This window comes from Euryhalocaulis sp. (assembly GCF_013911995.1).
Taxonomy (GTDB): Bacteria; Pseudomonadota; Alphaproteobacteria; order Caulobacterales; family Maricaulaceae; genus Euryhalocaulis; species Euryhalocaulis caribicus.
In genome coordinates this window covers 1-22,117 of the sequence record NZ_JACESD010000027.1, presented here as the reverse complement: position 1 = coordinate 22,117, position 22,117 = coordinate 1, and the positions used below count along the sequence as shown (strand labels likewise).

Annotated in this window: 19 protein-coding genes and 1 tRNA gene; 6 read left to right on the top strand and 14 right to left on the bottom strand. The window is 63.8% G+C overall.

Going from position 1 to position 22,117, the window contains the following annotated elements; all coding sequences use genetic code 11:
• Positions 1-23: 23 nt before the first annotated feature.
• The 6 genes from H2040_RS08665 to H2040_RS08640 all read right to left on the bottom strand — a co-directional run bounded on the left by H2040_RS08665 (position 24) and on the right by H2040_RS08640 (position 5,430).
• Entirely contained in the window at positions 24-848 is an 825-nt protein-coding gene (locus H2040_RS08665) for an MBL fold metallo-hydrolase (protein WP_287156818.1), read from the bottom strand.
• Positions 845-1,627 (bottom strand): TatD family hydrolase, encoded by a 783-nt coding sequence (locus H2040_RS08660; RefSeq protein ID WP_287156817.1) that lies wholly within the window; start codon positions 1,625-1,627, stop codon positions 845-847. The genes H2040_RS08665 and H2040_RS08660 overlap by 4 nt, the downstream gene beginning before the upstream one ends.
• Before the next feature lie 4 nt (positions 1,628-1,631).
• Complete coding sequence (locus H2040_RS08655) at positions 1,632-2,693, bottom strand: DNA polymerase III subunit delta' (RefSeq protein WP_022697819.1); 1,062 nt, start codon at positions 2,691-2,693, stop codon at positions 1,632-1,634.
• Between the two features lie 23 nt (positions 2,694-2,716).
• Positions 2,717-3,355: a dTMP kinase gene (tmk, locus tag H2040_RS08650; RefSeq protein ID WP_287156850.1), complete on the bottom strand. Its 639-nt coding sequence runs from the start codon at positions 3,353-3,355 to the stop codon at positions 2,717-2,719.
• Positions 3,348-4,490 (bottom strand): D-alanyl-D-alanine carboxypeptidase family protein, encoded by a 1,143-nt coding sequence (locus H2040_RS08645; protein ID WP_287156816.1) that lies wholly within the window; start codon positions 4,488-4,490, stop codon positions 3,348-3,350. Before H2040_RS08645 ends, tmk begins: the two co-directional genes overlap by 8 nt.
• A gap of 91 nt (positions 4,491-4,581) precedes the next feature.
• Positions 4,582-5,430 carry a septal ring lytic transglycosylase RlpA family protein gene (locus tag H2040_RS08640; protein ID WP_022697822.1) on the bottom strand — a complete coding sequence of 283 codons (849 nt, stop codon included), beginning with the start codon at positions 5,428-5,430 and terminating at the stop codon, positions 4,582-4,584.
• A gap of 151 nt (positions 5,431-5,581) precedes the next feature.
• Here H2040_RS08640 and H2040_RS08635 point away from each other — a divergent pair.
• Positions 5,582-5,671: transfer RNA gene (locus H2040_RS08635), tRNA-Ser, on the top strand.
• 91 nt (positions 5,672-5,762) lie between these two features.
• Complete coding sequence (locus tag H2040_RS08630; protein WP_287156849.1) at positions 5,763-6,638, top strand: OmpA family protein; 876 nt, start codon at positions 5,763-5,765, stop codon at positions 6,636-6,638.
• Between the two features lie 18 nt (positions 6,639-6,656).
• Here the strand turns inward: H2040_RS08630 and H2040_RS08625 are convergent, their stop codons facing one another.
• Both H2040_RS08625 and ku read right to left on the bottom strand, forming a co-directional pair.
• Positions 6,657-7,664 (bottom strand): DNA topoisomerase IB, encoded by a 1,008-nt coding sequence (locus tag H2040_RS08625; protein ID WP_287156815.1) that lies wholly within the window; start codon positions 7,662-7,664, stop codon positions 6,657-6,659.
• A gap of 100 nt (positions 7,665-7,764) precedes the next feature.
• Positions 7,765-8,601, bottom strand: a complete 837-nt coding sequence (ku, locus tag H2040_RS08620; RefSeq protein ID WP_287156814.1) for a non-homologous end joining protein Ku — start codon at positions 8,599-8,601, stop codon at positions 7,765-7,767.
• A 99-nt stretch (positions 8,602-8,700) separates the two neighbouring features.
• Here ku and H2040_RS08615 point away from each other — a divergent pair, with 99 nt between their 5' ends.
• The 3 genes from H2040_RS08615 (at position 8,701) to H2040_RS08605 (ending at position 13,366) form a co-directional block, all read left to right on the top strand.
• On the top strand, positions 8,701-9,990 hold the full coding sequence (locus tag H2040_RS08615) for an MFS transporter (protein WP_287156813.1): 1,290 nt from the start codon (positions 8,701-8,703) through the stop codon (positions 9,988-9,990).
• A 99-nt stretch (positions 9,991-10,089) separates the two neighbouring features.
• Positions 10,090-11,907, top strand: coding sequence for a M2 family metallopeptidase (locus tag H2040_RS08610; RefSeq protein ID WP_287156812.1), 1,818 nt, complete (start codon positions 10,090-10,092; stop codon positions 11,905-11,907).
• Between the two features lie 76 nt (positions 11,908-11,983).
• The gene (locus tag H2040_RS08605) at positions 11,984-13,366 is read left to right on the top strand and encodes an L-serine ammonia-lyase (protein WP_287156811.1); all 1,383 of its coding nucleotides are present in this window, start codon (positions 11,984-11,986) and stop codon (positions 13,364-13,366) included.
• A gap of 6 nt (positions 13,367-13,372) precedes the next feature.
• Here H2040_RS08605 and H2040_RS08600 read toward each other — a convergent pair whose 3' ends face one another.
• From H2040_RS08600 to H2040_RS08585, 4 genes are all read right to left on the bottom strand, one after another.
• Positions 13,373-13,840 (bottom strand): Lrp/AsnC family transcriptional regulator, encoded by a 468-nt coding sequence (locus tag H2040_RS08600; RefSeq protein WP_287156810.1) that lies wholly within the window; start codon positions 13,838-13,840, stop codon positions 13,373-13,375.
• A 72-nt stretch (positions 13,841-13,912) separates the two neighbouring features.
• Positions 13,913-14,569 carry a CoA transferase subunit B gene (locus H2040_RS08595; protein WP_287156809.1) on the bottom strand — a complete coding sequence of 219 codons (657 nt, stop codon included), beginning with the start codon at positions 14,567-14,569 and terminating at the stop codon, positions 13,913-13,915.
• A gap of 2 nt (positions 14,570-14,571) precedes the next feature.
• Complete coding sequence (locus H2040_RS08590) at positions 14,572-15,273, bottom strand: CoA transferase subunit A (RefSeq protein ID WP_287156808.1); 702 nt, start codon at positions 15,271-15,273, stop codon at positions 14,572-14,574.
• Positions 15,274-15,367: 94 nt separating this feature from the next.
• Positions 15,368-16,276 carry a YihY/virulence factor BrkB family protein gene (locus H2040_RS08585; RefSeq protein WP_022697992.1) on the bottom strand — a complete coding sequence of 303 codons (909 nt, stop codon included), beginning with the start codon at positions 16,274-16,276 and terminating at the stop codon, positions 15,368-15,370.
• A gap of 251 nt (positions 16,277-16,527) precedes the next feature.
• On the opposite strand from H2040_RS08585, the gene H2040_RS08580 reads away from it, so the two are divergent.
• Positions 16,528-17,889: a PleD family two-component system response regulator gene (locus tag H2040_RS08580; protein ID WP_287156806.1), complete on the top strand. Its 1,362-nt coding sequence runs from the start codon at positions 16,528-16,530 to the stop codon at positions 17,887-17,889.
• Here H2040_RS08580 and mfd read toward each other — a convergent pair.
• Both mfd and H2040_RS08570 read right to left on the bottom strand, forming a co-directional pair.
• Positions 17,846-21,331 carry a transcription-repair coupling factor gene (mfd, locus tag H2040_RS08575; RefSeq protein WP_287156805.1) on the bottom strand — a complete coding sequence of 1,162 codons (3,486 nt, stop codon included), beginning with the start codon at positions 21,329-21,331 and terminating at the stop codon, positions 17,846-17,848. The genes H2040_RS08580 and mfd overlap by 44 nt on opposite strands.
• A complete protein-coding gene (locus tag H2040_RS08570; protein ID WP_287156803.1) occupies positions 21,328-21,606 on the bottom strand; it encodes a succinate dehydrogenase assembly factor 2 in 279 nt (92 codons plus the stop codon). Before H2040_RS08570 ends, mfd begins: the two co-directional genes overlap by 4 nt.
• Positions 21,607-22,117: the final 511 nt, after the last annotated feature.

The window sequence follows — 22,117 nt, the reverse complement described above, 5'->3', positions numbered from 1 at the left end:
AAGATATATTATGAGAAATAATATCAGTCATCACACACGCTGATATCCTGTCCAACCTCAATACTGAGGCCGTCATGGGCCGGAATGACGCTCTCCGGCAACTCCTTGCAAAGCGTCCTGTAATCCAGGTCGATATGCATATTGGTGAGGATGGCGAGTTCCGGCTTTAACCGCTTTATCCAGTCCAGCGTCCGCTGCAGATGCGCGTGCGTCGGGTGCGGATCGCGGCGCAGCGCGTCGACGACCCAGACGCGCACGCCTTTCAGCGCCTCCAGGCTTTCTTCCGGCATGTCCACCAGATCGTTGGAATACGCGACATCGCCAAACCGGAACCCCAGCGAGTCCATATTCCCGTGATCCTGACGCAACGGCGTGGCGCTGATTTCGCCGCCTGCGCCATTCAACTGCATCGTCTCGTTCGGCGCCGGCATGTCGCGCGCTTCCAGAATCGGCGGATAAGAGCTTCCGGGCGGCGTCTCGAAACAATAGCCGAAACGCTGCATCAAGGTTCCCGATGTCGCTGCGTCCATATAGACCGGCACGCGGCGCCTCATGCGATACGCGAAGACCCGCAGATCATCGATGCCATGGGTCTGGTCGGCGTGGTCATGGCTGTACAGCACCGCATCCAGATGGCGCACATTGGCCGCCAGCATTTGCGTCCGCAGGTCCGGCGCCGTGTCGACCAGAACCGAGGTCACGCCATCATTGCCCATCCGCTCGACCAGAAATGAACAGCGGGAGCGCCGGTTGCGCGGCTCGTCCGGGTCGCAAACGCCCCAGTCTCCATCGATCCGCGGCACGCCGCCCGACGACCCGCATCCCAGAATGGTCAGCTTCATCGTCATGCGGCTTTTGCTTTGTCGAACAGCTTGAAAAACGCCGCGCCGGATTTCTCCACGGCTTCCTCCCTTGTCCAGCCGCGTATGTCCGCCAGCTTTTCGGCGACAAACGGCAGGAAGGAAGGCTCGTTGCGCTTTCCGCGGTGCGGAACCGGCGTGAGATAAGGGCAATCGGTTTCGATCAGGATACGCTCGCCCGGCATGACGTCGCGAATGACGTCGCGCACATCCTTGGCCGAATTGAATGTCGCGATTCCGTTGACCGAGAAAAACGCGCCCAGCGCCGAGGCCCGCCGCGCCAAGTCCGGCCCGCCTGTATAGGAGTGCAGCAGCGCCTTGAAGGCCCCCTTCCCCATTTCGGCCTCGAGAATTTCCGCCATTCTTTCGTCCGCGTCCCGGCAATGAATCACCAGCGGCAGGCCGGTTTCCCGGGCCGCCTCGACATGCGTCAGAAAGCTTTTGATCTGAACAGCTTCCGGGCTGTGATTATAGTATTGGTCCAGGCCGGTTTCGCCGATTGCGACCACTTTGGGGTGGTCCGCTCGGCGGATCAGTTCCTCCGCCGTAATGTCCGGCCATTCCTTGGCGTGGTGCGGGTGCACGCCGACGCTGGCCCAGACATTTTCGCGCGGTTCAGCCAGCGCCAGAACGTCATCAAATTCGTCCAGCCGGCAGCAAATGGCGAGAATGCCCTCAATGCCTGCTTCCCGCGCACGCTCGAACACCGCCTCGCGGTCTTCGTCATAAGCGTCGCCGTGAAGGTTTGCATGGCTGTCGATCAACATGATTTCAGGCGGCCGCCGCGTCTCTGAGTGTGTAGAGCGCGTTCATCACGCTCTGTTTCGGGTCCAGATATAGTGATTCCTGCTCGCGCCGCTGTTTCGCCAGCTTTTCCCAGGCATTCAGCCACCCCGCCGTCTGACCCGCAGCGGATGCGGATTCAAACAGGATTTCCCCGCTGACGCCCGACGCCGCGCGCGCCCGTTCCTCGGCAAAGCTGCGCGTCAGCCGGTGAAACAGTTTCAGCTGTTCCTCTTTGCTCTTTGCCGCCAGCGTATCGGAAAGTGCATGCGCCTTTTGCGCGTCCAGTCGCGGCAGTCCGGCGAAGATATCTGAGAGCTGGGCATGCAGACGCGTCGCGTCCATCGCGGCCAGCGAAACCGCGCGGCCGGGCGCGCCAGCGGCCATGCGTGCGATCAGGTCCGCATCCTTGTCCGGTATATCGACCTGGCCGCGCGCCGCCTCGATAGCCCCGTCATCGGGCAGCGCCCGCAGCTCCAGCCTGCGGCACCGCGACCGGATCGTGGGCAATAACCGCCCCGGCGCGTGGGAGACGAGCAACAGCAGCCCCCGGTTCGGCGGCTCCTCCAGCGTTTTCAGAAGCGCATTGGACGCGGCGGGGTTCTGCAGCTCATCGGCGCTGTCGACAATCACCACGCGCCAGCCCCCTTCCCCGCTCGATTGCGAGAAAAATCGCGGCGCCCGTCGGGCTTCTTCCACCGTGATTACCGTCTTGGCTTTCTTGCCCGAGGAATCCAGCGGCCGTCGAAGCGGCAGCAATCCGCTATGGGACTGCGCCTCAATGCGATGACTGACGGGATCGTCCGGCGAAACGCCCAGAACGCCATAAGAATTGTCCGGCGCGCCGCCAAGGACGCGGCGCGCAAAGCGATAGGCCAGCGTGGCCTTGCCCACGCCGCGCGGCCCCGAAATCAGCCAGGCGTGATGCATGCGGCCCGATTGCAGCGCGGTCAGGATTTCCTGCTCCGCCTTCTCATGGCCGCTCAGCCTATAGGTCTCCCGCGGATGGCGGCATCCGGGCGCGCGGTCGGGTTCCAGCGTGTCATCCATGATGCTTTGAAGCTCGCCCCGCCCTAGCCGATCGTCAAGCGGCTATCCGCCGTTCGCCGGATGGCCTGCTGTACTGCGTCCAGAGGTTGCCCCGCATCAATTAGCGCGCAGCGATCCGGCTCCTCTCTGGCGATCGCCAGAAAAGCCTCGCGGACGGCCTGATGGAAGCTCGCGTCCCGCGCGTCGAAGCGCGTCTTGCCGTCTGCGCGAGCATCGACGCGCGCTGCGCCTGCGGCTACCTCCAGATCCAGGATAAAGGTCAGATCCGGCTGAAAATCGCCCAGCGCGATTTTCTGCAAATCCGTCATCGCATCCCGCCCCAGATTCCCGGCGCCGCCCTGATAGGCGCGCGTGGAATCGGAAAACCGGTCGCAAACCACCCATTTCCCGGCCTGCAAGGCCGGCTCGATGACGCGGCTCACATGATCGGTGCGCGCGGCGGTCATCAAAAGCGCCTCGGCCATGGGCGGCCAGCGATCGGCGTCCCCGGTCAGCAGAAGTTCGCGGATTATCTCCGCCCCGCGCGTTCCGCCCGGTTCGCGCGTGCGGACAACTTCCAGGCCCTTGCCTTCCAGCCACTCGGCCAGAAGCTGGATCTGCGTTGTCTTCCCGGCGCCCTCGCCGCCCTCAAATGTGATGAATCGTCCGCGCGCCTTATTCATCGCCACGGATGAGAGACACCAGACCGGTCATGGCGCGCCCGAACAGGCCCTTCCGCTCGACGGCGTGAACCGCGACCAGAGGATAGGATCTGGGCGCGGCGTCCGGCGCTTCGATAACCAGACGCGCCACCTCGTCGCCTTCCGCAACCGGCGCGCGGATCGCGCCGTCATAGGCGATATAGGCTTTCATCTGGTCGCGCGCGCGGCGGTGCATCCCCATCGCCACCGGTTCTGCGGTTTTCAGGGTCACGCTGTCGGCCTGCCCCATGAAAACTTCGCCCTGGCCCACTTCCTCGCCGGCCTCGTACAGGCCGAAAATTCTGAAGTCGACAAAGGCCGCACGCATCATCCGTTCGGCTTCCTGCGCCCTGGCCGATTCCGAATCCAGTCCGTTGAAGACGATTACCCTGCGCTCGCCGTCGCGCACGGCCGACCCGACCAGCCCATAGCCGGACGCCTGCGTATGGCCCGTTTTCAGGCCATCGGCTCCGTCGAAGGAGCTCAAGAGCGGATTGCGATTGAACTGGCGCACGTCGTTATAGGTGAACTCCCGGTCCGCATAGATCTTGTAGAGGTCCGGATAGGTCGTGATCTGGTGATTGGCCAGCTTGGCCAGGTCCAGCGCGCTGATCTCGTGCTCGGGGTCCGGCCAGCCGGTCGCGTTGCGGAACGTGGCGCTGTCCAGCCCCAGCTCGTGCGCGCGCTTGGTCATTACATCGGCAAACGCCTCTTCCGACCCTTCCAGTCCTTCGGCCAGCGCAATGCTCGCATCATTGCCCGACTGGATGATGACGCCGTGCACCAGGTCGATCACCGAGGCCTGGGAATTGGGAGCGAGAAACATGGTGGAGGACCCGGAGGCCGCCCCGCCCTTGCGCCATGCATTCTCTGTGATCGTGAATTGTTCGTCAGGCGCCAAATCGCCGGAGGCCAGACGCTCGAACACAAGCTCGATCGTCATGATCTTGCTCATGGAGGCCGGGGCCATGGGCTCGTTGCAGTTCTTGCAGAAAAGAACCGTCCCCGTTTCGGAATCCAGAATGGCGGCGTAATCGGCCGGCGTCTCGAACTCCTGCGCGGCGGCATGGGATACGGCGGTCAGGCTGGCCAGCAAGGCTGTCAGTAGAACTCGCAAGACGCTCTCCTTGAAATCGCGGCGGTCATGGCGCCCGGCGTGAATCAATCATGCCGGGATTGCGCAAGGAAAGCCGCGATGGAGGAAAAGTTCAATTGCGCCTTACAATGCGGGCGTCGGAAAATCCCGCCCGCGCCACGGCCCAGCGCGCCTCTTCCGCCTCGTCGGAGCCTATGAACGGCCCAACCAGGACACGGTGAAGCTTCCGTCCGGCAATGTTCACAGATTCTATATTGGCCGGTCCGACCTGGGCCAGTGACCGCCGCGCCTTTTCAGCCCGCCGGGTTTCGGCGAACGCGGCGGCCTGCACGAAGAAGGAGGACGGGTTCAGATTGACGCTGCGTTGCGTGGCGTCCGCTTGCGTTCCGACCACGCCGGAACGGTTTTCCAGCGCCGCGGTATAGAGCCACGGCTTGCCCAGCTCATGGGATTTCGGCCCCAGATACTCGACCCGGACGCGGGCTGTCCCCTGATTGATAAAGCCCAGCTCCTCGGCGGATCGCTTGGAAAGGTCCAGTATCCGGTCGCGCGCAAAGGGTCCGCGATCGTTCACGCGCACCACGGCCTGACGCCCGTTATCCAGATTGGTAACCTTCACATAGCTGGGCAGCGGCAGCGTCGGATGCGCCGCGCTCAGTGAATTCTGGTCAAAAATCTCGCCATTGGCGGTCGGGCGGCCGTGAAAGTTCGGGCCGTACCAGGACGCCGTGCCGATCTGGTTGTAATTGTCCTGTCGCGCAGGAACGTACCAGCGCCCCTCGATCTTGTAGGGACGGCCGACTTTCTGGGAATTGATGACTTGCGGCTTGGAGGACAGCTTTCCGCCCGCCGTGTAGGCGTCAGACGGGGTGGTGTCGACGCGCGCGACGGTCTTTTCGGGACCGGAAGAACACGCAGCAACCAACAGCGCCACAGCGGCGAGACCGTGCAGAAGCTTCAAGGCGGAGCCCTTCCTCATTCGCCAGTAAATCTATCACACCGGCATTAAAGGCACAGCGTAAAGTCTCTCTTAACCGCAACAGGCCGCCGCAGATGATTTTCAGTCCGGCAAATTGCGCCTCCGCCGCGAAGCCTCTATTCCCTCTCCCGCCGGAGGAGTGGCTGAGTGGTCGAAAGCGGCGGTCTTGAAAACCGTTGGGCGTTTGCGCGTCCCGGGGGTTCGAATCCCTCCTCCTCCGCCATCAGCCTTCAGATGTTTCCCGGAAAAGCTACTGCCCCACGGGAACGCATGTTATACTTCGTGCTCGGTCGAGAAGTTTCGGAGTGCGTGACATGCGGATTATTCTGGGCGTGATTGTTGCGATGATGGCGGCTTTGCCGGCATCGGCGCAGGCTGTGGATGGCGCCAGCGACCATCCCGACATCGGACGGTATTCCGGATCGAAGATCACCCAGTTCGAACGGGTGGAATATGACGCCCAGCGCATGCTGGTCGACGCCGATGAAGAGACCTATGCCGATGTGGAAGGCGAAGTCACCCGCATCGTCTACGACACGCCCGAAGGCGCGTCTCTTCTCCAGATCACGCGCAGCTTCGAGCAAAGACTCGAGGGCAAGGACTGGGACATCCTCGTGATTTGTGCCGACGCGGCTTGCGGCGGCCTTGGCCGGCTGCGCGCCACGGCTTGGGGGCCGTTGCTGGGCGCAAGCTATCAGGTGCTGACTGCGCGCAAGCAGACAGAGACCGGCGAGACGCATGCCCAGATCATCGCCGCTCCGAACTTCATCAATATCAATATCGTTGAGAATGCGGAATTCGAGAACAAGGTCGTTGACGCCGCCGTGGTCCAGGAAGAGCTGGCCGCACAGGGCAAGATGGCCTTCTACGACATCCATTTCGATACGGACAGCGCGACCCTGACCGGCGATAGCGACGAGACGATCTCCCTGATCGCTGAAGTGCTGGAGGCCGACCCCGGCCTGAATATCGTGATCGTCGGCCACACCGACAACGAAGGCGAGCTGGACTATAATATTGAACTGTCCCGCGCACGCGCCGCGGCAGTGGCGGACCGTCTGATCGAATCGCATGACGTCAGTGAAGCCCGTGTGAAATCGGCCGGCGTCGCGTTTCTCAGCCCGGTCACGACAAACGCCACGGCTGAAGGCCGCGCCCTCAACCGCAGGGTGGAGATTGTCGTTCGCTAACAATATTCGCGGCTGCGCTCAGCAATCGTCCAGCAAGCGCATCAGGGCGGTTTCCGGCCTTGTCAGCCCCTCACGCGTCGGACCGGTGAACAGGTCCTTGCGGGTCGGCAGCCCGTCCTGACAGGCGGTCTGCACCAGCGGATGCACATAGCTCGACCGGCAGACCGCCGGCGTATTGGCCAGAAATTCCGCCGCCGTCTTGATGGCGCCGCGCAGCGCCTTGTCGGTCGGCGGCGCTTCCTCCCGCATGGCGTCTAGGACCAGGGCGCTGGCGCGGAAGGTGCGGAAGTCCTTGGCGCTGACAGCGTCTCCGGCCTCGCGGTGCAGATAGTCGTTCACGTCTTCGGCGTTCAGGCAGGACTCGCCGTCTTTCGCCCAGCAGAACAGGTTCGGTCCCCGCGCTTCCCGCAGACGGCTAAGGGCGGCCGCCAGCGGCGGATCGTCCAGCGTGCGCTGGATGCGCTTGCTGCTCTTGCCATAGAAGGAAAGCCTGACGGCGCCGTCTGAAATGCGCACGTGCCGGCGCTGGAGCGTCATCGCGCCCCGCCCTCCGGTGTCCCGGCAATATTCCTCATAGCCGACGCGCAGGGCCGCACGGTCCAGAAGCGCGATGGCGCAGGCCATGGCAAAGTCGCGGTCCACGGTTCGCCGCCGAAGTTGCGCCTCGACGCTCTCCCGCAATCCGCCCAGCGCGCCGCCCAGCATTTTCAGCCGCATGGCTTTCTCTAGGTCCGCGCTCTGGCTCCACAAATCGTGATAGACATATTGCAGCCGTCCCTTCGCGTCCCGCCCTACCGCCTGGATATGGCTCAGCGGATCGCGCGCCAGCTTTACCTCGGTCCAGGCCGGGGGCACGCGCAGCTCTTTCAGACGCGACTTGACCGCGTCGCTCTCGACCGGCGCGCCGCCGTCATCCAGATATTGATAGCCGCGCCCGCGCCGGCGGCGGTTGAACGGCAGATCGTCAGGCATCGTGTATCGCAGGCCGAAGCGCCGGGCGCGATCCTCGGCGGAAATGGCGGGCATCTGTCTTGTCAGACCTCAGGCAGTAACCGGCGGGCCGATATAAAATCCGGTCAGGCCCTGCGGGTTCCGGCGGACAGCTGCAACGCGCGGGTTTCGCGCCCTACCCGGTCTTCCTTTTGGATGATTTCCCGCTGGCGCTTTTTGAGGACTTTCCCTTGGAAACGCTTTTCTTCAGCGCCTCCTTCAGGTCCACCACCTTGCCGTCGTCCTTGGACGCCTTCTTGCCATCGGACGTCGAGACAGCGCCGGATTTACGCTTTTCCTCGATCAGATCGCGCAACGCCTCGGTATATCCGGACTGGAAATTCTCGGCCTTGAAGGGTTTGGCCTTGCGGCTGATCAGTTCCTCCGCCAGCTCCTTCATTTCCTTATCGACCTTGATGTCGGGCACGGCCTCGAAAATCTTGTCGCTCTCGCGCACCTCGTCGGCATAGCGCAGCGTCTCCAGCAACAGGCCTTCGCCGCACGGCTTGATCGCCACGACATAGTCGCGGCCGCGCGAGGCCATCTGCCCCAGCCCCACTTTCTGGGTATCGCGCAGCGCTTCCCGGATCACCGCAAAGCCCTCCGCCGCGACCTCTTCATCCGCGGGGATCACGTAATAGGGCTTCTCGAAATAGCGGGGATCAATCTCGCAATGATCGACGAACTGGACCAGGTCGATCGTCTCGCGGCTCTCCAGCTTGATCTCGTCCAGCTCTTCTGGCTCCAGAACGACATATTCGTCCTTGCCGATCTTGTAGCCCTTGACGATCTCGTCGGTATCGACAGGCCCGATGCCGGGCACGACCTTTTCGTACCGGATGCGCTTGCCGGAGGGTTTGTGGATCTGGTTCAGGCGTATCTCGTCCGCATGGGCGACGGCCGAAAACAGCTCGACCTTGATCGAGACAAGCGAAAGCCGAAGATGTCCTTTCCAGTATGCGCGCGCAGCCATGCAGCGCTAACGCCGGACCGCGCGGCCCGGTTCCGCGCCTCGCCCTGACAGCCCTCCCTTGTGCTTTGAACGCCCCCCGGCCAACATGCGCGCCAGCACATGGGGAATACCTATATACAACCTTGGCGGTTGCTGACGCGGCGCCGTTTCGCGCCGCTGTTCGCCGCGCAATTCCTCGGCGCGTTCAATGACAATCTGTTCAAACAGGCGCTGATCATCACCCTGGCTTTCCGCGCCAACGCCAGCGCCTCAACGGACGCCGCGGCGGCCGCGGCCAGCGGTCTTTACATCCTGCCCTTCTTCTTCCTGTCCGCCTTTTCCGGCGATCTTTGCGACCGGCTGGACAAGGCCACCCTCTTCACACGGCTGAAGCTGCTGGAAATCGCGCTGATGACCGGCGCGCTGGCCGGTTTCCTTCTCGGCTCCATACCGATCCTGCTGGCGACCCTGTTCCTGATGGGCGCGCAATCCTCCTTCTTTGCGCCCCTGAAATTCGGCCTGATAACAGAGCGTCTCGACCGCACCGACATCACCGCCGGGACCGCCATGCTGGGCGGCTCCACCTATGTCGCCATCCTTTCCGGCGTCACGGCGGGCGGATCGCTGGCGGCGCTCGACAGTGGCGGCGTTCTGGCCGCCGGCGCCGGCATCGCCGCCGCCCTGACGGGCTGGCTTTCGGCGCGTCTGATCGACCGCCAGAAACCGGCGGACCCGGCGCGCAAGCCGGACCTGATCCTGCCGCGCGGGGTCTGGCGCCTGATCTCCGAAATCCTGCGCGAACCTCGCCTGCGCCGGCTTTCCATCGGAATCATGTGGTTCTGGTCGTTCGGCACGCTGATGCTGATTCTCATGCCTTTCTTCGTGCGCGATGCGCTGGGCGGAGACGAAATCAGCGCCACCTGGCTGGCGGTTCTTTTCGCCATCGGCATCGCCGCGGGGGCGCTGCTGGCCAATGTCGTCAATCGCGGGGAGCCGATTTTGCGCGCCACCTTCTTCGGCGCCGCCGGGGTGATTGCCCTGCCCGTCGTCACCGCGCTGCTCGCCGTCGGCCCGCCGCTTTACGGACAGATATTCACCACGCCCGGCGGCCTCAGCGTCGTCGCGGCCCTGATCGGGCTGGCGGTGACGGGCGGCCTGTTCGTCGTGCCGCTCCAGACCCGGCTGCAGCTTGAAGCCCCGGACGACCGGCGCGGCCGCGTGTTCGGCGCCCTGAACGCGCTGAACGCCATCGGCGCGGCGTTCGCCTCGCTCATCGCGATGGTCGTGCTCGCCAGCGGCATTCCCGCCGCTTCCGCCTTTATCGGGGCGGGCGCGGTCAATGCCGCGCTGGGCGCGGTTGTCCTGCCCCATCTCTGGCGCAACCGGCCGCGGTCCGGCGAAGCGCCGTAACTGGGCGCTTGACGGCGGCCGCCCGGCTCGCCTCAATCGCGCTCAATAAACACGCGCCTGAAGCGCGGAGACTGAACACCCTGTTGGAGGAGACCCCACATGAAACGCCTATTGCTGACAGCCGCTTCCCTGGCGGCCCTTGGAACCGCCGCCTACGCGCAGGACGCCGATAGCGCCGCGGTAACGCCGACCGCCGAGGACGCGCAAGCCTTCATCGCCGACGCCGAAGCGCAGATGGAAGAGCAGAGCGAGTACGCCAGCCGGATTTTCTGGATCCAGAGCAATTTCATCAATTACGATTCCAACTGGCTGGCCGCCAAAGTCGGCGCAGAGCTGACCAAGATGGGCGTCGAGCTGGCCAACGGCACCAAGCAATTCGAAGGCATGGACCTGCCCGCCGACACGCGCCGCAAGATGGACGCATTGCGCACCGGCCTCACCCTCCCCGCCCCGTCCACCGACGGCGCCGCCGAGGAGCTGGCCCAGATCACGACCGGCATGGAGGCCCGCTACGGCGAGGGCAAGATCGAGCTGGACGGCGAAATGGTGCCGGGCAACGACCTTGAAGCCATGATGGGCGAGGTCCGCGACCCGGCCAGACTGCAGGAAATCTGGACCAAGTGGCGCGAGATCGCCTACCCGATGAAGGACCAGTATGCCCGCATGGTCGAAATCGCCAATGAGGGCGCGGTCGAGCTGGGCTTCGACAATGTCGGCGAGATGTGGCTCTCCAATTACGACATGGAGCCCGAAGAGATGCGCGCCGAGGTGGAACGTCTCTACGGCCAGGTCGCCCCGTTCTATAAAAAGCTCCACTGCTATGTGCGGTCCGAGCTGAACGCCGAATATGGCGACGACGTACAGTCCCTCACCGGCCCGATCCGCGCCGACCTGCTGGGCAATATGTGGGCGCAGGAATGGGGTCCGATCTACGACATCGTCGCCCCGGAAGGCGAAGCGGACATCAGCTATGACCTGACCGAACGCCTGAAAGCCAATGATTACGACGCCATCAAGATGGTCGAGACTGGCGAGGCTTTCTTCACATCCCTGGGCTTTGAGCCCCTGCCGGAGACCTTCTGGGAACGGTCGCTGTTCACCAAGCCGGAGGACCGCGAAGTCGTCTGTCACGCTTCCGCCTGGGACCTGGACGATCAGGACGACATCCGCATCAAGATGTGCATCAAGATCAACGCCACGGACTTCCAGACCGTGCACCATGAGCTGGGCCACAATTTCTATCAGCGCGCCTACAAGGCGCAGGACCCGATCTACCGCACCGGCGCGCATGACGGCTTCCACGAAGCCATTGGCGACATGGTGGCCCTGTCGATCACGCCGCAATATCTCGTCGATATCGGCCTGATCGAAGAGTCGGAAATTCCCCCCGCGGAAGCCGATATCGGCCTTTTGCTCAATCAGGCCATGGACAAGATCGCCTTCCTGCCGTTCGGCTATCTGATCGATCAGTGGCGCTGGGATGTCTTCGCCGGAGAAATCACTCCGGAACAGTATAATGACGCCTGGTGGGATTTGCGGGAGCAGTATCAGGGCATCGTTCCGCCGGGCGACCGGCCGGCCGAAGCCTTCGACCCGGGCGCGAAATACCACATCCCGGCGAACACGCCTTATCTGCGCTATTTCCTCGCTCGTATCCTGCAGTTCCAGTTCCACAAGGCCGCGTGTGAGAAAGCCGGCTGGGACGGTCCGCTGCACCGCTGCTCGGTCTACGGATCGGAAGAGGTCGGGCAGGCCTTCAACGCCATGCTGGAAGAAGGCGCTTCGCAGCCCTGGCCTGACACGCTGGAGCTTTTCACCGGCACGCGTCAGATGGACGCCTCCGCCATGGTGGAATATTTCCAGCCGCTCGAGGGCTGGCTCGACGAACAGAATGAAGGTCAGCAATGCGGCTGGTAAGCCTTTAAGCTGATTGGTGAAACCGTGAGCGGGCGCGTCTTGCAGGGCGCGCCCGTTTGCTATCTAAGCTGCGCCTATGCACGTCAGCGTCTTTGACCTTTTCAAGATCGGAATTGGCCCCTCCTCGTCCCATACGGTCGGGCCGATGGCCGCCGCGCAGGCTTACGGTCAGCGCCTGATATCGCACGGGATTCTGGAAAAGACCCACCGGGTGCAGGTCGAGCTGTTCGGCTCTCTCGCCTATACCGGGACCGGCCACGGCACCACGCCCGCCCTGCTGGTCGGGCTGGAGGGGGAGAAGGCCGACGCCTTCGATCCGGAAACCCTGCCCGCGCGGCTGGAAACGATCCGCAATAATCGCCGCCTCAATCTGGCCGGCGAACGGCAGGTCGATTTCAACGAAGACGACGACATTCTATCCCGCCGCGGACAGCGCATGGATTATCACTCCAACGCCATGCGGTTTGCCGCCTTCAACGAGCATAACGCCGAGATCGACGCCGAAATCTACTATTCCGTCGGCGGCGGGTTCATCGTCACCGATGAAGAGGTGGAAGCCGGCCAGGCGGATGCGCCGAACGAATTGCCCGTCCCCTACCCGTTCGAAACCGGTGAAGACCTTCTTGAGATCGGACAGCGCGAAAACCTGACCATCGCGGCCATCGCCCGCGCCAATGAACGCGCGATCCATTCAGAGGAAGAGCTGGAAAGCGGGCTCGCCGCGATCTGGAACGCGATGTCGGAGTGTATCGACCGGGGCGTGCGCGATGACGGAATCCTGCCGGGCGGCCTGAAGGTCAAGCGCCGCGCGCCGGAAATCCACCGCAAGCTGGAAAACGCCCCGCCTTCCAACACCGACCCGCTCGCCGCGATGGACTGGGTCAATGTCTGGGCGATGGCGGTGAACGAGGAAAACGCCGCCGGCGGGCGCGTCGTCACCGCGCCGACAAACGGGGCGGCGGGCATCATCCCGGCCGTCATCAAGTTCTTTGTGCGCTACTACCGCGATCCGGGCGACAAGGCCTCGATAGAGACCTTTCTGCTGACCGCGTCCGCCATCGGCGCGCTTTACAAGAAAAACGCCTCGATCTCCGGCGCCGAAGCCGGGTGTCAGGGCGAAGTGGGCACGGCGTGTTCCATGGCCGCCGCTGGCCTCGCGGCTGTTCTGGGCGGATCGAACGAACAGATCGAAAACGCCGCGGAAATCGCCATGGAGCACAATCTCGGCCTCACCTGCGATCCGGTGAAAGGGCTCGTCCAGATTCCGTGTATCGAGCGCAACGCCATGGGCTCCATCAAGGCCATTGACGCCGCGCGCCTGGCGCTTCACGGCGACGGAACGCACCGTGTCTCGCTCGATCAGGTCATCAAGACGATGTGGGACACGGGCCGCGACATGATGGAAAAATACAAGGAAACGTCCGAAGGCGGCCTCGCCGTCAACGTGCCGGACTGCTAGCGCCGATTATTCAGAGTCGGCGTAATCCAGCGGCACCGCCGTGGTGGATTTGATTTCTTCCATGACAAAGCTGGCGCTGACATCGGACAGGTCCACGGCGCTGATCAGCTGTTTATAGACGCGGTCATAGCCGGTGATATCCGGCACCACGACCTTCAGCAGGTAATCCAGATCGCCGGAAAGGCGGTGAAACTCGATCACTTCGGGAATCGCGTCCACGGCCTTGGCGAAATTGTTCAGCCAGTCATCGGTGTGGCGCGCGGCGCGAATGGTGACGAATACGGTCACCCCGGCCCCGACCTTGGCGCGGTTGAGCAGCGCCACGCGCTTCTCGATCACGCCTTCTTTTTCCAGCTTCTTGATCCGCCGCCAGCAAGGGGTGGCGGACATGCCTACCCGCTGGGCGATATCTGCGACCGAGCGGGAGGCGTCGTCCTGCAATTCAGCAAGAATCTTCTTGTCGAGCTCATCCATTCCTTGAATCTAACATATTCTGGAACGAATGCGCGCGTATTTCACGCAGATGGATGTGCAGCCGCAATAATCTTACGCAGCGTGCCGTTTCAGCTGGTCGGCGACGCTGTATTCGGCCTCGGTGTTCGCCTCGACCTCTTCCGGCGTCACGTCCGGCGCCAGTTCGATCAGGACCAGGCCCTTGTCGGTGACGTCGAACACGCCCAGCGTGGTGATGATGCGGTCGACAACGCCCGTGCCGGTCAGCGGCAGCGTGCATTCTTTCAACAGCTTCGGATCGCCGGACTTGGACGTGTGATCCATGATCACCACGACCTTCTGCACCCCGGCGACCAGATCCATGGCGCCGCCCATGCCTTTCACCATCTTGCCCGGAATCATCCAGTTGGCGATATCGCCGTTACCGGCCACTTCCATCGCGCCCAGGATGGACAGATTGATGTGCCCGCCACGGATCATCCCGAAGGAGTCGGAGGACGAGAAATAGCTCGTCTTATCCAGCTCGGTGATGGTCTGTTTGCCGGCATTGATCAGGTCGGCGTCGACCTCGTCCTCATAGGGGAACGGCCCCATGCCCAGCATGCCGTTCTCGGACTGCAGGGTCACTTCCATGCCGTCCGGAATATAGTTCGCGACCAGCGTCGGAATGCCGATGCCGAGATTCACATAGAAGCCGTCTTCCAGCTCCTGCGCGGCCCGCTTGGCCATGTCTTCGCGTGTCCAGGCCATGATCAAGACTCCTTCTGACGCGTGGTGCGTTGTTCGATGCGTTTCTCGTGCTCGCCCTTGATGACGCGCTGCACGAAAATGCCCGGCGTGTGGATCAGGTCGGGATCCAGCTCGCCCGGCTCGACGATCTCCTCGACCTCGGCGACCGTCACCTTGCCGGCCGTCGCCATCATCGGATTGAAGTTCCGCGCGGTCTTCCGATAGACCAGATTGCCTTCAGTATCCGCCTTCCAGGCCTTCACGACCGAAAGATCGGCCACCAGCCCGGTCTCGAGGATATAGGTTTCCCCGTTGAAATCCTTGTGCTCCTTGCCCTCGGCGATCATCGTTCCGACGCCGGTCTTGGTATAGAAGCCCGGAATGCCCGCGCCGCCGGCGCGGCAGCGTTCAGCCAGCGTGCCCTGCGGATTGAATTCCAGCTCCAGCTCGCCGCTCAGATACTGTTTCTCGAAGGTCTTGTTCTCCCCGACATAGGAGGAGATCATCTTCTTGATCTGGCGCGTTTGCAGCAGCAGGCCCAGCCCGAAATCGTCCACGCCTGCATTATTGGAAATGAAGGTCAGGTCCTTCACGCCGGAATCGCGCAGGGCCGTGATCAGGTTTTCGGGAATGCCGCACAGGCCGAAACCGCCGGCCATGATGGTCATGCCGTCGAACAGCACGCCATCCAGCGCCGCGGCGGCGTCGGGATAAACCTTTTTCATCAATCGCCTCTTGGAGTTGAAGTCTCAATCCGTCTCGTTGCGGTGCTTGTAACGCATCCGCGCGGCGCAATTCCAGCCGTCACGCGCATTGTTTCTAGTCTGCCGCAGCCCGCTCTGCCTGCGCCTGCAGCCGCGCTTCCCGTTCATTGATCTCGATTTCGGCCTCGGTCGCCAGCGCCGCGCCAAAGAAAACCGCGTAGGCCGCGACATAAATCCACATCAGGAAAACCACGACCGCGCCGATGGAGCCGTACGTCGCCCGGAAATCGGCCAGGTCCGCGACGTAATAGGTGAAACCCCGCGCCGCCAGCGCCCAGATAAGCGTCGCCGTGCCCGCCCCGATGACCGAGGCGCGCCAGCGCACCCGCCCTTCCCCCATCGCAAACCGGTACAGCATGGCCAGCGACAGTCCCATGCCCCCGGTCGCCCACAGCTTCACATCGCCCAGAATGCCGCGCACCAGCTCCAGATCGACCGGCAGCGCCCCCAGAATCACCGGCAGGATCACGATCAGCACGCTGGCCATGAAAGCGGCGAAGATCGCCGCGACGGTCAGGCCCGCGGCCAGCAGGTTGAAGGACAATATGCCCCGCACGTCTTCCGCCGTGCAGACCCGGTTCAGCCCGGCCAGTAGGGCCTTCACCCCGCGCATGGCGCCGTATCCGGCAATGCCGAACGCCACCGCGCCCTGTACGGAAAGAACCCGCCTCGGGGCTTCCGCCAGGGAATGAAGCTGGTCAAGGAATAGCTGTTCGGCCTGCGGCGGCAGAACGATGGCCAGCCGCTCCACGGCCGTCGCCGCCTCGTCGGGCGAGGCAAACAGGCCGTATAGCGACACCGCCACGGCGATTCCGGGAAACACGGCCAGCAATCCGAAGAAGGAAACACCGCCGGCGAACAGCATCACGTCGCGGCCATTGAATCGCCGCCACGTGCGGCGGGCCACCCGCCACAGCGTCGCAATCCAGCTCAGTACGGGATCATCTTGAATCAGATCGGCCATTTCGCAGCCGACATTGCCCGAGCTTTGCGTAAAATGCGAGACGCCGGCCCAAGGGTTAACTTAGGGCCGGCGCCGTTTTCGCCGTCAAGCGACGAAGTCTTGGCGGGTAGCGAGGGACAGATGACACCCGCCTCAACTTCGATGATGACCCTAACGGAGCCCCGCTGAATGCCGCATGAATGGCTGCAAGCCCTTTTCTAAAAGGGAAATCGGGCGTTTAATGCAGCCATTACGGGGGATTTCTGAACGGCATGTCGAAGCTTGCGCGCATTCTTCTGGCCGGCGCCGATCAAAAGCGGCTGCTGCCGATCGCCAGCCGTCTGGAGGAAACCGGCCTGCCTACCGTGACCGCCGGCTCCGCGGCCGCCGCTGTTGCGGCGTGCGAGGATCTGCACCCGGCCGCGCTCATCATCGATGGTCAGGACATCACGGCCGACGACGCCACGCGCCTGTCCGCCGCGGTCCGCCGCCGCGCCGCGATTCCCGTCATAGTCGTGTGGCCCGCTGACGCGCCGCCCGCCCCGGAAACCGCGTTCGACGCGGTTCTGCGCCATCCGGTTCACCCGGCGCAGGCCGTCTCCCGCGTCCAGAACGCCCTGCGCCATGGCGTGATGAAGCAGGAAGCCGCCCTGCGTCAGCAAACGCTTTCCACGCTCGGCATACAGACCCCCGATATCGACGCATCAGGACAGGGCGCGCTGAATGTCCTGTTCGTGGGCGAGGCGGACCCGGCCTTCATGGGCCTGCGCAATGCGCTGGGGGCTGCGCGCGTCAATGTCGTCGCCGCCTTCACCTCCTTCACCGCGTTCGATTACCTGCACGACCGGAATTTCCACGCCATCGTGCTCAACGCCCTCAAGAATAACGAGCCGGCCTTCACCATCTGCAGCGCCCTGCGGCGGAATTCCCGCCTGTTTCATGTGCCTGCCCTGATCCTTCACGACCCGTCCCGCTTCGACGCCGCCGATGAAATCTTTGCGCGCGGGGCCAGCGACCTCCTCTCCGTGCAGGCGCCCGAGGCCGAATCGGCGGACCGCATCGTGACGCTGGCGCGGGAGCGCGCGGAGGGACTCGCCGTGCGCAACGCGTTTGAATGTATCCGGGAAGGCCGCGTGCTGGACGCCGGCACGGGCCTGTTCAACCGCGATATGTGCGCCGCCCACCTCAAGGCGATGGGCGAGGCCGCGGGACGGGAAGACCGTCCCCTCTCCTTCATCGCCGTCCGCGCCAACAGTTCCGCCCTGGAACACGCCCGCCCCGCGCCGGACCAACTGGCCCGCGCGCGGAACGAATTTGGCTCCATGCTTCGCTATCTGGTCCGCCCCGAAGATTTCGCCGCGCGGCTGGACAGCGGCGTCTTCCTGATCGCCATGCCCGGCGCGGTCGAAGGCGAAGCGGAAGAGGCCGCCAAGCGCATCTCCATGGTGTCTGACTGCAGCGCCTTTGCCGAGGATTCGCGGGGCGACACGGTGCGCCTGCGCATGCGCTGCGCAGTGGCCGAGCGTCAGCCCGGCGAAACGGGCATCCAGCTCCTCAACCGCGCGATTGGCGGTCTCGGCATTGCGTCCGTTACGCCGCGGCCCGGTGAATCTGTTCCGACAGGGCTCGCGTAACGAAGTCCGCGCCCTTCAGGCGTTCTTCCTCGGTCTCCCAGTCGCCGCGCACCACCAGCTTCATGTCCGGGCGAATCTTCCATGTCGGATGCCGCTCGACCGCCGCGATCATGATCTGCGGGTCCGGCGCCTCGCCCTCGCGGAACGTCAGCACGCCGCCTTTCGGCCCGGCGTCGATCTTCTCCACGCCCAGACGCTTGCAGCGGCTCTTCAGCGTCATCACCCGCATCAGCGACTGCACCTCGTCCGGCAGCGGTCCGAACCGGTCGATCATCTCGGCGGCGAACGCTTCGCGGTCGTCATCGTCCTCAATCCGGGACAGGCGGCGATAGAGCTGCAGGCGCACATCCAGGTCCGGCACGTAATCCTCGGGGATCAGCACAGCCGCGCCCAGATTGATTTGCGGCGACCACTCGGAATCGCGCGGCGCGTCCTCGTCTTTCAGGCTGGCGACCGCCTCTTCCAGCATCTGCTGGTACAGCTCCACCCCGACATCGCGGATATGCCCCGACTGTTCCTCGCCCAGCAGATTGCCGCCGCCACGCAGATCCAGATCGTGGCTGGCCAGGGTGAAACCCGCGCCCAGAGAATCCAGCGATTGCAGCACTTTCAGCCGCTTTTCCGCCCCCGCTGTCAGTCCCTGATTGGCCGGCGTCGTCATATAGGCGTAGGCGCGTTGCTTGGCCCGGCCCACCCGGCCGCGAAGCTGATAAAGCTGCGCCAGACCGAACCGGTCAGCGCGGTGGATGATCAGCGTATTGGCGGCGGGGATATCCAGCCCGCTTTCGACGATCGTGGTGGACAGAAGCACGTCGTACCGGCCCTCATAAAAGGCCGTCATTTTCTCTTCCAGCTCGCTCGCGCTCATCTGGCCGTGCGCCGTCACCACGTTCACTTCCGGCACGCTGTCGCGGAAGAAGGCCTGAATTTCCTCCAGGTCCTGAATCCGCGGCACCACGAAGAAGCTCTGCCCGCCCCGATATTTCTCGCGCAACAACGCCTCGCGGATCGCCACCGGATCGAACGGGGCGACAAAGGTCCGCACGGCCAGACGGTCGACCGGCGGTGTGGCGATGATGCTCAGCTCCCGGATGCCGGTCAGCGATTGCTGCAGCGTCCGCGGAATGGGCGTCGCGGACAGGGTCAGGACATGGGTGTCGCCGCGCAGCTCTTTCAGCCGCTCCTTGTGGCGCACGCCGAAGCGTTGCTCCTCGTCCACCACCAGCAGGCCCAGATCATTGAACGAAACATGCTTGGACAGAAGCGCATGCGTGCCGATCACGATATCGCACGCCCCGCTCTTGATCTCCTGCCGCGTTTCCGCCGCTTCTCTGGAGGTCACCAGCCGGGACAACTGACGCACCATCACCGGCCAACCGCGGAAGCGTTCGGCGAAATTCTGGTAATGCTGCCGCGCCAGCAGGGTCGTCGGCGCAATCACCGCCACCTGCCGCCCGGTCATCGCCACCACGAAGGCCGCGCGCAACGCCACTTCCGTCTTGCCAAACCCCACGTCGCCGCAGATCAGCCGGTCCATCGGGCGGCCCGCGCCCAGGTCCTCGAACACGTCCTCGATGGCGGATAGCTGGTCGTCCGTCTCCGCATAGGGGAAGCGCGCCGTGAATTCGTCATAGCTGCCCTCGGACGGATTGATGGCGTCCGCCTTCCGCAGGGCGCGCTTGGCGGCGATCTTGATCAGCTCGTCCGCCATGTCGCGGAGGCGCTGCTTGGCCTTGGCTTTCCGCGCCTGCCAGCTCGCCCCGCCCAGCTTGTCCAGCGCCGCGTCCCCGGCGTCGGAGCCATAGCGCGACAACAGCTCGATATTCTCGACAGGCAGGAACAGCTTGTCCTGACCGGAATATTCCAGCTCCAGACAGTCATGCGGCGCGTCCTGCACGTCCAGCGTTTTCAGCCCGACATAGCGCGCAATGCCGTGATCGACATGGACGACCAGATCGCCGGGCGACAGCGATGACGCCTCGGCGATGAAATCCTTGGCGCGGCGCTTTTTCTGACGGCGGGACAGCCGGTCGCCCAGAATGTCCTGTTCGGCCAGAACCGCCAGCTCCCCGGTCTCGAAACCGTGCTCCAGCGGCAGGATGGCCCGCCAGACCGTCCCCTTTCCTCCGGTCAGGGCCGTGGCGTCCGGGGCCAGATCAATCCCCTTAACCCCATGCTGGGCCAGAACATCCGCCAGTCGTTCCGACGCGCCTTCGGTCCAGCTGGCGATCACGATGCGCCGGCCGGATTTCTTCAGCCCGTCGATATGTTCACGCACGGCGTCGAACACATTCACGCCGTCCTGGGCGCGCTCGGCCGCGAAGGTCCGCCCCTGTTTCCCGCCGGCGCTGATCGAGCCTGTTTCGTTAGGGTCGGCAAAGGGTGAGAAAGCGCGCACATCCCTTTGATCCAGCGCGGATTTCCAGTCCCGTTCGCTTAAGTAAAGCGTCTCGGGCTCCAGCGCTCGGTAGGTGGGCGCGCGCAGACCCTCCGGCGCATTGGCCGGCGGCCCTTCCTGCCGCGCTTCGAAATAGTCCTGGATCAGGGCATCGCGGTCCTCGCGCGCATCCTCGGCCTGAAAATCCAGCCCGATCAGCGCTGCGTCGCCCGCATAGGTGAACGGCGTTTCCAGCGTCTCATAGAACAGCGGCAGCCAGTGCTCCATGCCTTGGTGGCGCGCCGATGCGCTGACCGCTTCATAGACCGGATCGCCGGACCCGCGTCCGAACGTCTCCAGATAGGACCGCCGGAACCGGGAGACCGTATCCTCGCTCAGCAGCACTTCGCTGGCGGGGAACAGCTCGAATTTCTTCAACTGGCGGATTGTCCGCTGGGTCTGGGCGTCGAAGGCGCGCAGGGATTCCACCTGATCGCCGAACAGGTCGATCCGCACCGGATCGTCCGCCCCGGGCGGGAACAGGTCGATCACGCCGCCGCGCACGGCAAAATCGCCGGCCTCGACCACCGTGCCGGCGCGGGCATAGCCGTTGGACTCCAGGAACCCCGTCAACTCGGTCAGGTCGATCATGCCGCCCGGTTTCGCCGCGAAGCTGGCCTCGCGCATCACTTCGCGCGGCGGCACGCGCTGGGCCATCGCATTCACGGTCGACACAACGATCAGCGCCCCGTCGCCGTCCTTGCGGCGCGCCAGCCGGGACAGGGTTGCGGCGCGCTCGGCCGCGATATGGGGTGATGGCGACACCCGGTCATAGGGCAGGCAGTCCCAGGCAGGCAGGCGCAACACCGGAATATCAGGCGCAAAGAAAGCGCAGGCAGAATCGAACGCCGCCGCGCGGGAATCGTCACGCGCAACAAAAACCGAAAGCCCGCCGCGCCGCCGCGCCAGCTCACAGAAAACCTGCGCGTCCACGCCTTCCGGCGCGCCGCCAATCGTCAGGCGGCCGGACGCCGCCGCAGCCTTGCGGAGATTCGCTTCATTCATGTGCGGACGGGCCGGGCCTCAAGCGCATAAGCGTTCAGCTTTCTCATCAGCGCCGTATCGTGTTCGGCCGGAACGGGACGATTGCCCAGAACCCAGCCATAGATGTCGTGGTCGTTCTGGTCGAGCAGCGACTCGAACGCATCCAGCTCCGCTTCGTTCAGCGTATCCATGCGGTCCCTGGCAAAGCCGCCGATCAGGATATCGGCCTCCTTGAACCCGCGATGGATCGCCCGGTAGAGAATGCGCTTGTGGCGTTTTTCGGTCTCGTCGCTCATGGCGCGGGGATATAGGCGTCTTGCCGCCCCCTGTCAGCGCGATATCTGCGCTTTTGGTCAGACGTGGGGAAATTGCGCCGGATTTGCGGAGGAAATTCGCGCCTTCTCGACCCCGCATTCGAGACGCCCTTGCGGGCTCCTCAGGCTAAGGCTTGGGGTGTGAAGCCGTCGTTTCTCTACCCCCTCTTATCACCCCATCCCTGAGGAGCCGCGCCAAAGGCGCGGCGCCTCGAAGGGCCGTCACAGAAGGCAAAGCGCCCTCTCTATCACCCCCATTGTCATCCCGGACTTGATCCGGGATCCCGGCGAAAAAGCGCGCAAGTTTCGCCGAGATCCCGCATCTCCGCTGCGCTCCGTGCGGGATGACGAAATACGGGGATGAATCGAAAACAATCAGACCGGGTCCCGCTTCAGCGTATTCTCCCTCCTGTTCGCCGCCGCGAGGGACCATGAGCTCGGGTCGCATGGGGCGGGGAACGGCGCCGGAGGTGTCGCGGGAGGAGACCTTGCC

What these genes read in the sequence shown, in the direction of transcription:
- ku (WP_287156814.1), bottom strand. Translation starts at nt 8,601, where the DNA reads ATGGCTGCGCGCGCATACTGGAAAGGACATCTTCGGCTTTCGCTTGTC.
- H2040_RS08580 (WP_287156806.1), top strand. Translation starts at nt 16,528, where the DNA reads ATGTCGAAGCTTGCGCGCATTCTTCTGGCCGGCGCCGATCAAAAGCGG.
- H2040_RS08590 (WP_287156808.1), bottom strand. Translation starts at nt 15,273, where the DNA reads ATGAAAAAGGTTTATCCCGACGCCGCCGCGGCGCTGGATGGCGTGCTG.
- H2040_RS08600 (WP_287156810.1), bottom strand. Translation starts at nt 13,840, where the DNA reads ATGGATGAGCTCGACAAGAAGATTCTTGCTGAATTGCAGGACGACGCC.
- H2040_RS08610 (WP_287156812.1), top strand. Translation starts at nt 10,090, where the DNA reads ATGAAACGCCTATTGCTGACAGCCGCTTCCCTGGCGGCCCTTGGAACC.
- H2040_RS08655 (WP_022697819.1), bottom strand. Translation starts at nt 2,693, where the DNA reads ATGGATGACACGCTGGAACCCGACCGCGCGCCCGGATGCCGCCATCCG.
- H2040_RS08660 (WP_287156817.1), bottom strand. Translation starts at nt 1,627, where the DNA reads ATGTTGATCGACAGCCATGCAAACCTTCACGGCGACGCTTATGACGAA.
- H2040_RS08615 (WP_287156813.1), top strand. Translation starts at nt 8,701, where the DNA reads ATGGGGAATACCTATATACAACCTTGGCGGTTGCTGACGCGGCGCCGT.
- H2040_RS08605 (WP_287156811.1), top strand. Translation starts at nt 11,984, where the DNA reads ATGCACGTCAGCGTCTTTGACCTTTTCAAGATCGGAATTGGCCCCTCC.
- H2040_RS08585 (WP_022697992.1), bottom strand. Translation starts at nt 16,276, where the DNA reads ATGGCCGATCTGATTCAAGATGATCCCGTACTGAGCTGGATTGCGACG.
- H2040_RS08625 (WP_287156815.1), bottom strand. Translation starts at nt 7,664, where the DNA reads ATGCCCGCCATTTCCGCCGAGGATCGCGCCCGGCGCTTCGGCCTGCGA.
- H2040_RS08630 (WP_287156849.1), top strand. Translation starts at nt 5,763, where the DNA reads ATGCGGATTATTCTGGGCGTGATTGTTGCGATGATGGCGGCTTTGCCG.
- H2040_RS08595 (WP_287156809.1), bottom strand. Translation starts at nt 14,569, where the DNA reads ATGGCCTGGACACGCGAAGACATGGCCAAGCGGGCCGCGCAGGAGCTG.
- H2040_RS08665 (WP_287156818.1), bottom strand. Translation starts at nt 848, where the DNA reads ATGACGATGAAGCTGACCATTCTGGGATGCGGGTCGTCGGGCGGCGTG.
- H2040_RS08570 (WP_287156803.1), bottom strand. Translation starts at nt 21,606, where the DNA reads ATGAGCGACGAGACCGAAAAACGCCACAAGCGCATTCTCTACCGGGCG.
- tmk (WP_287156850.1), bottom strand. Translation starts at nt 3,355, where the DNA reads ATGAATAAGGCGCGCGGACGATTCATCACATTTGAGGGCGGCGAGGGC.
- mfd (WP_287156805.1), bottom strand. Translation starts at nt 21,331, where the DNA reads ATGAATGAAGCGAATCTCCGCAAGGCTGCGGCGGCGTCCGGCCGCCTG.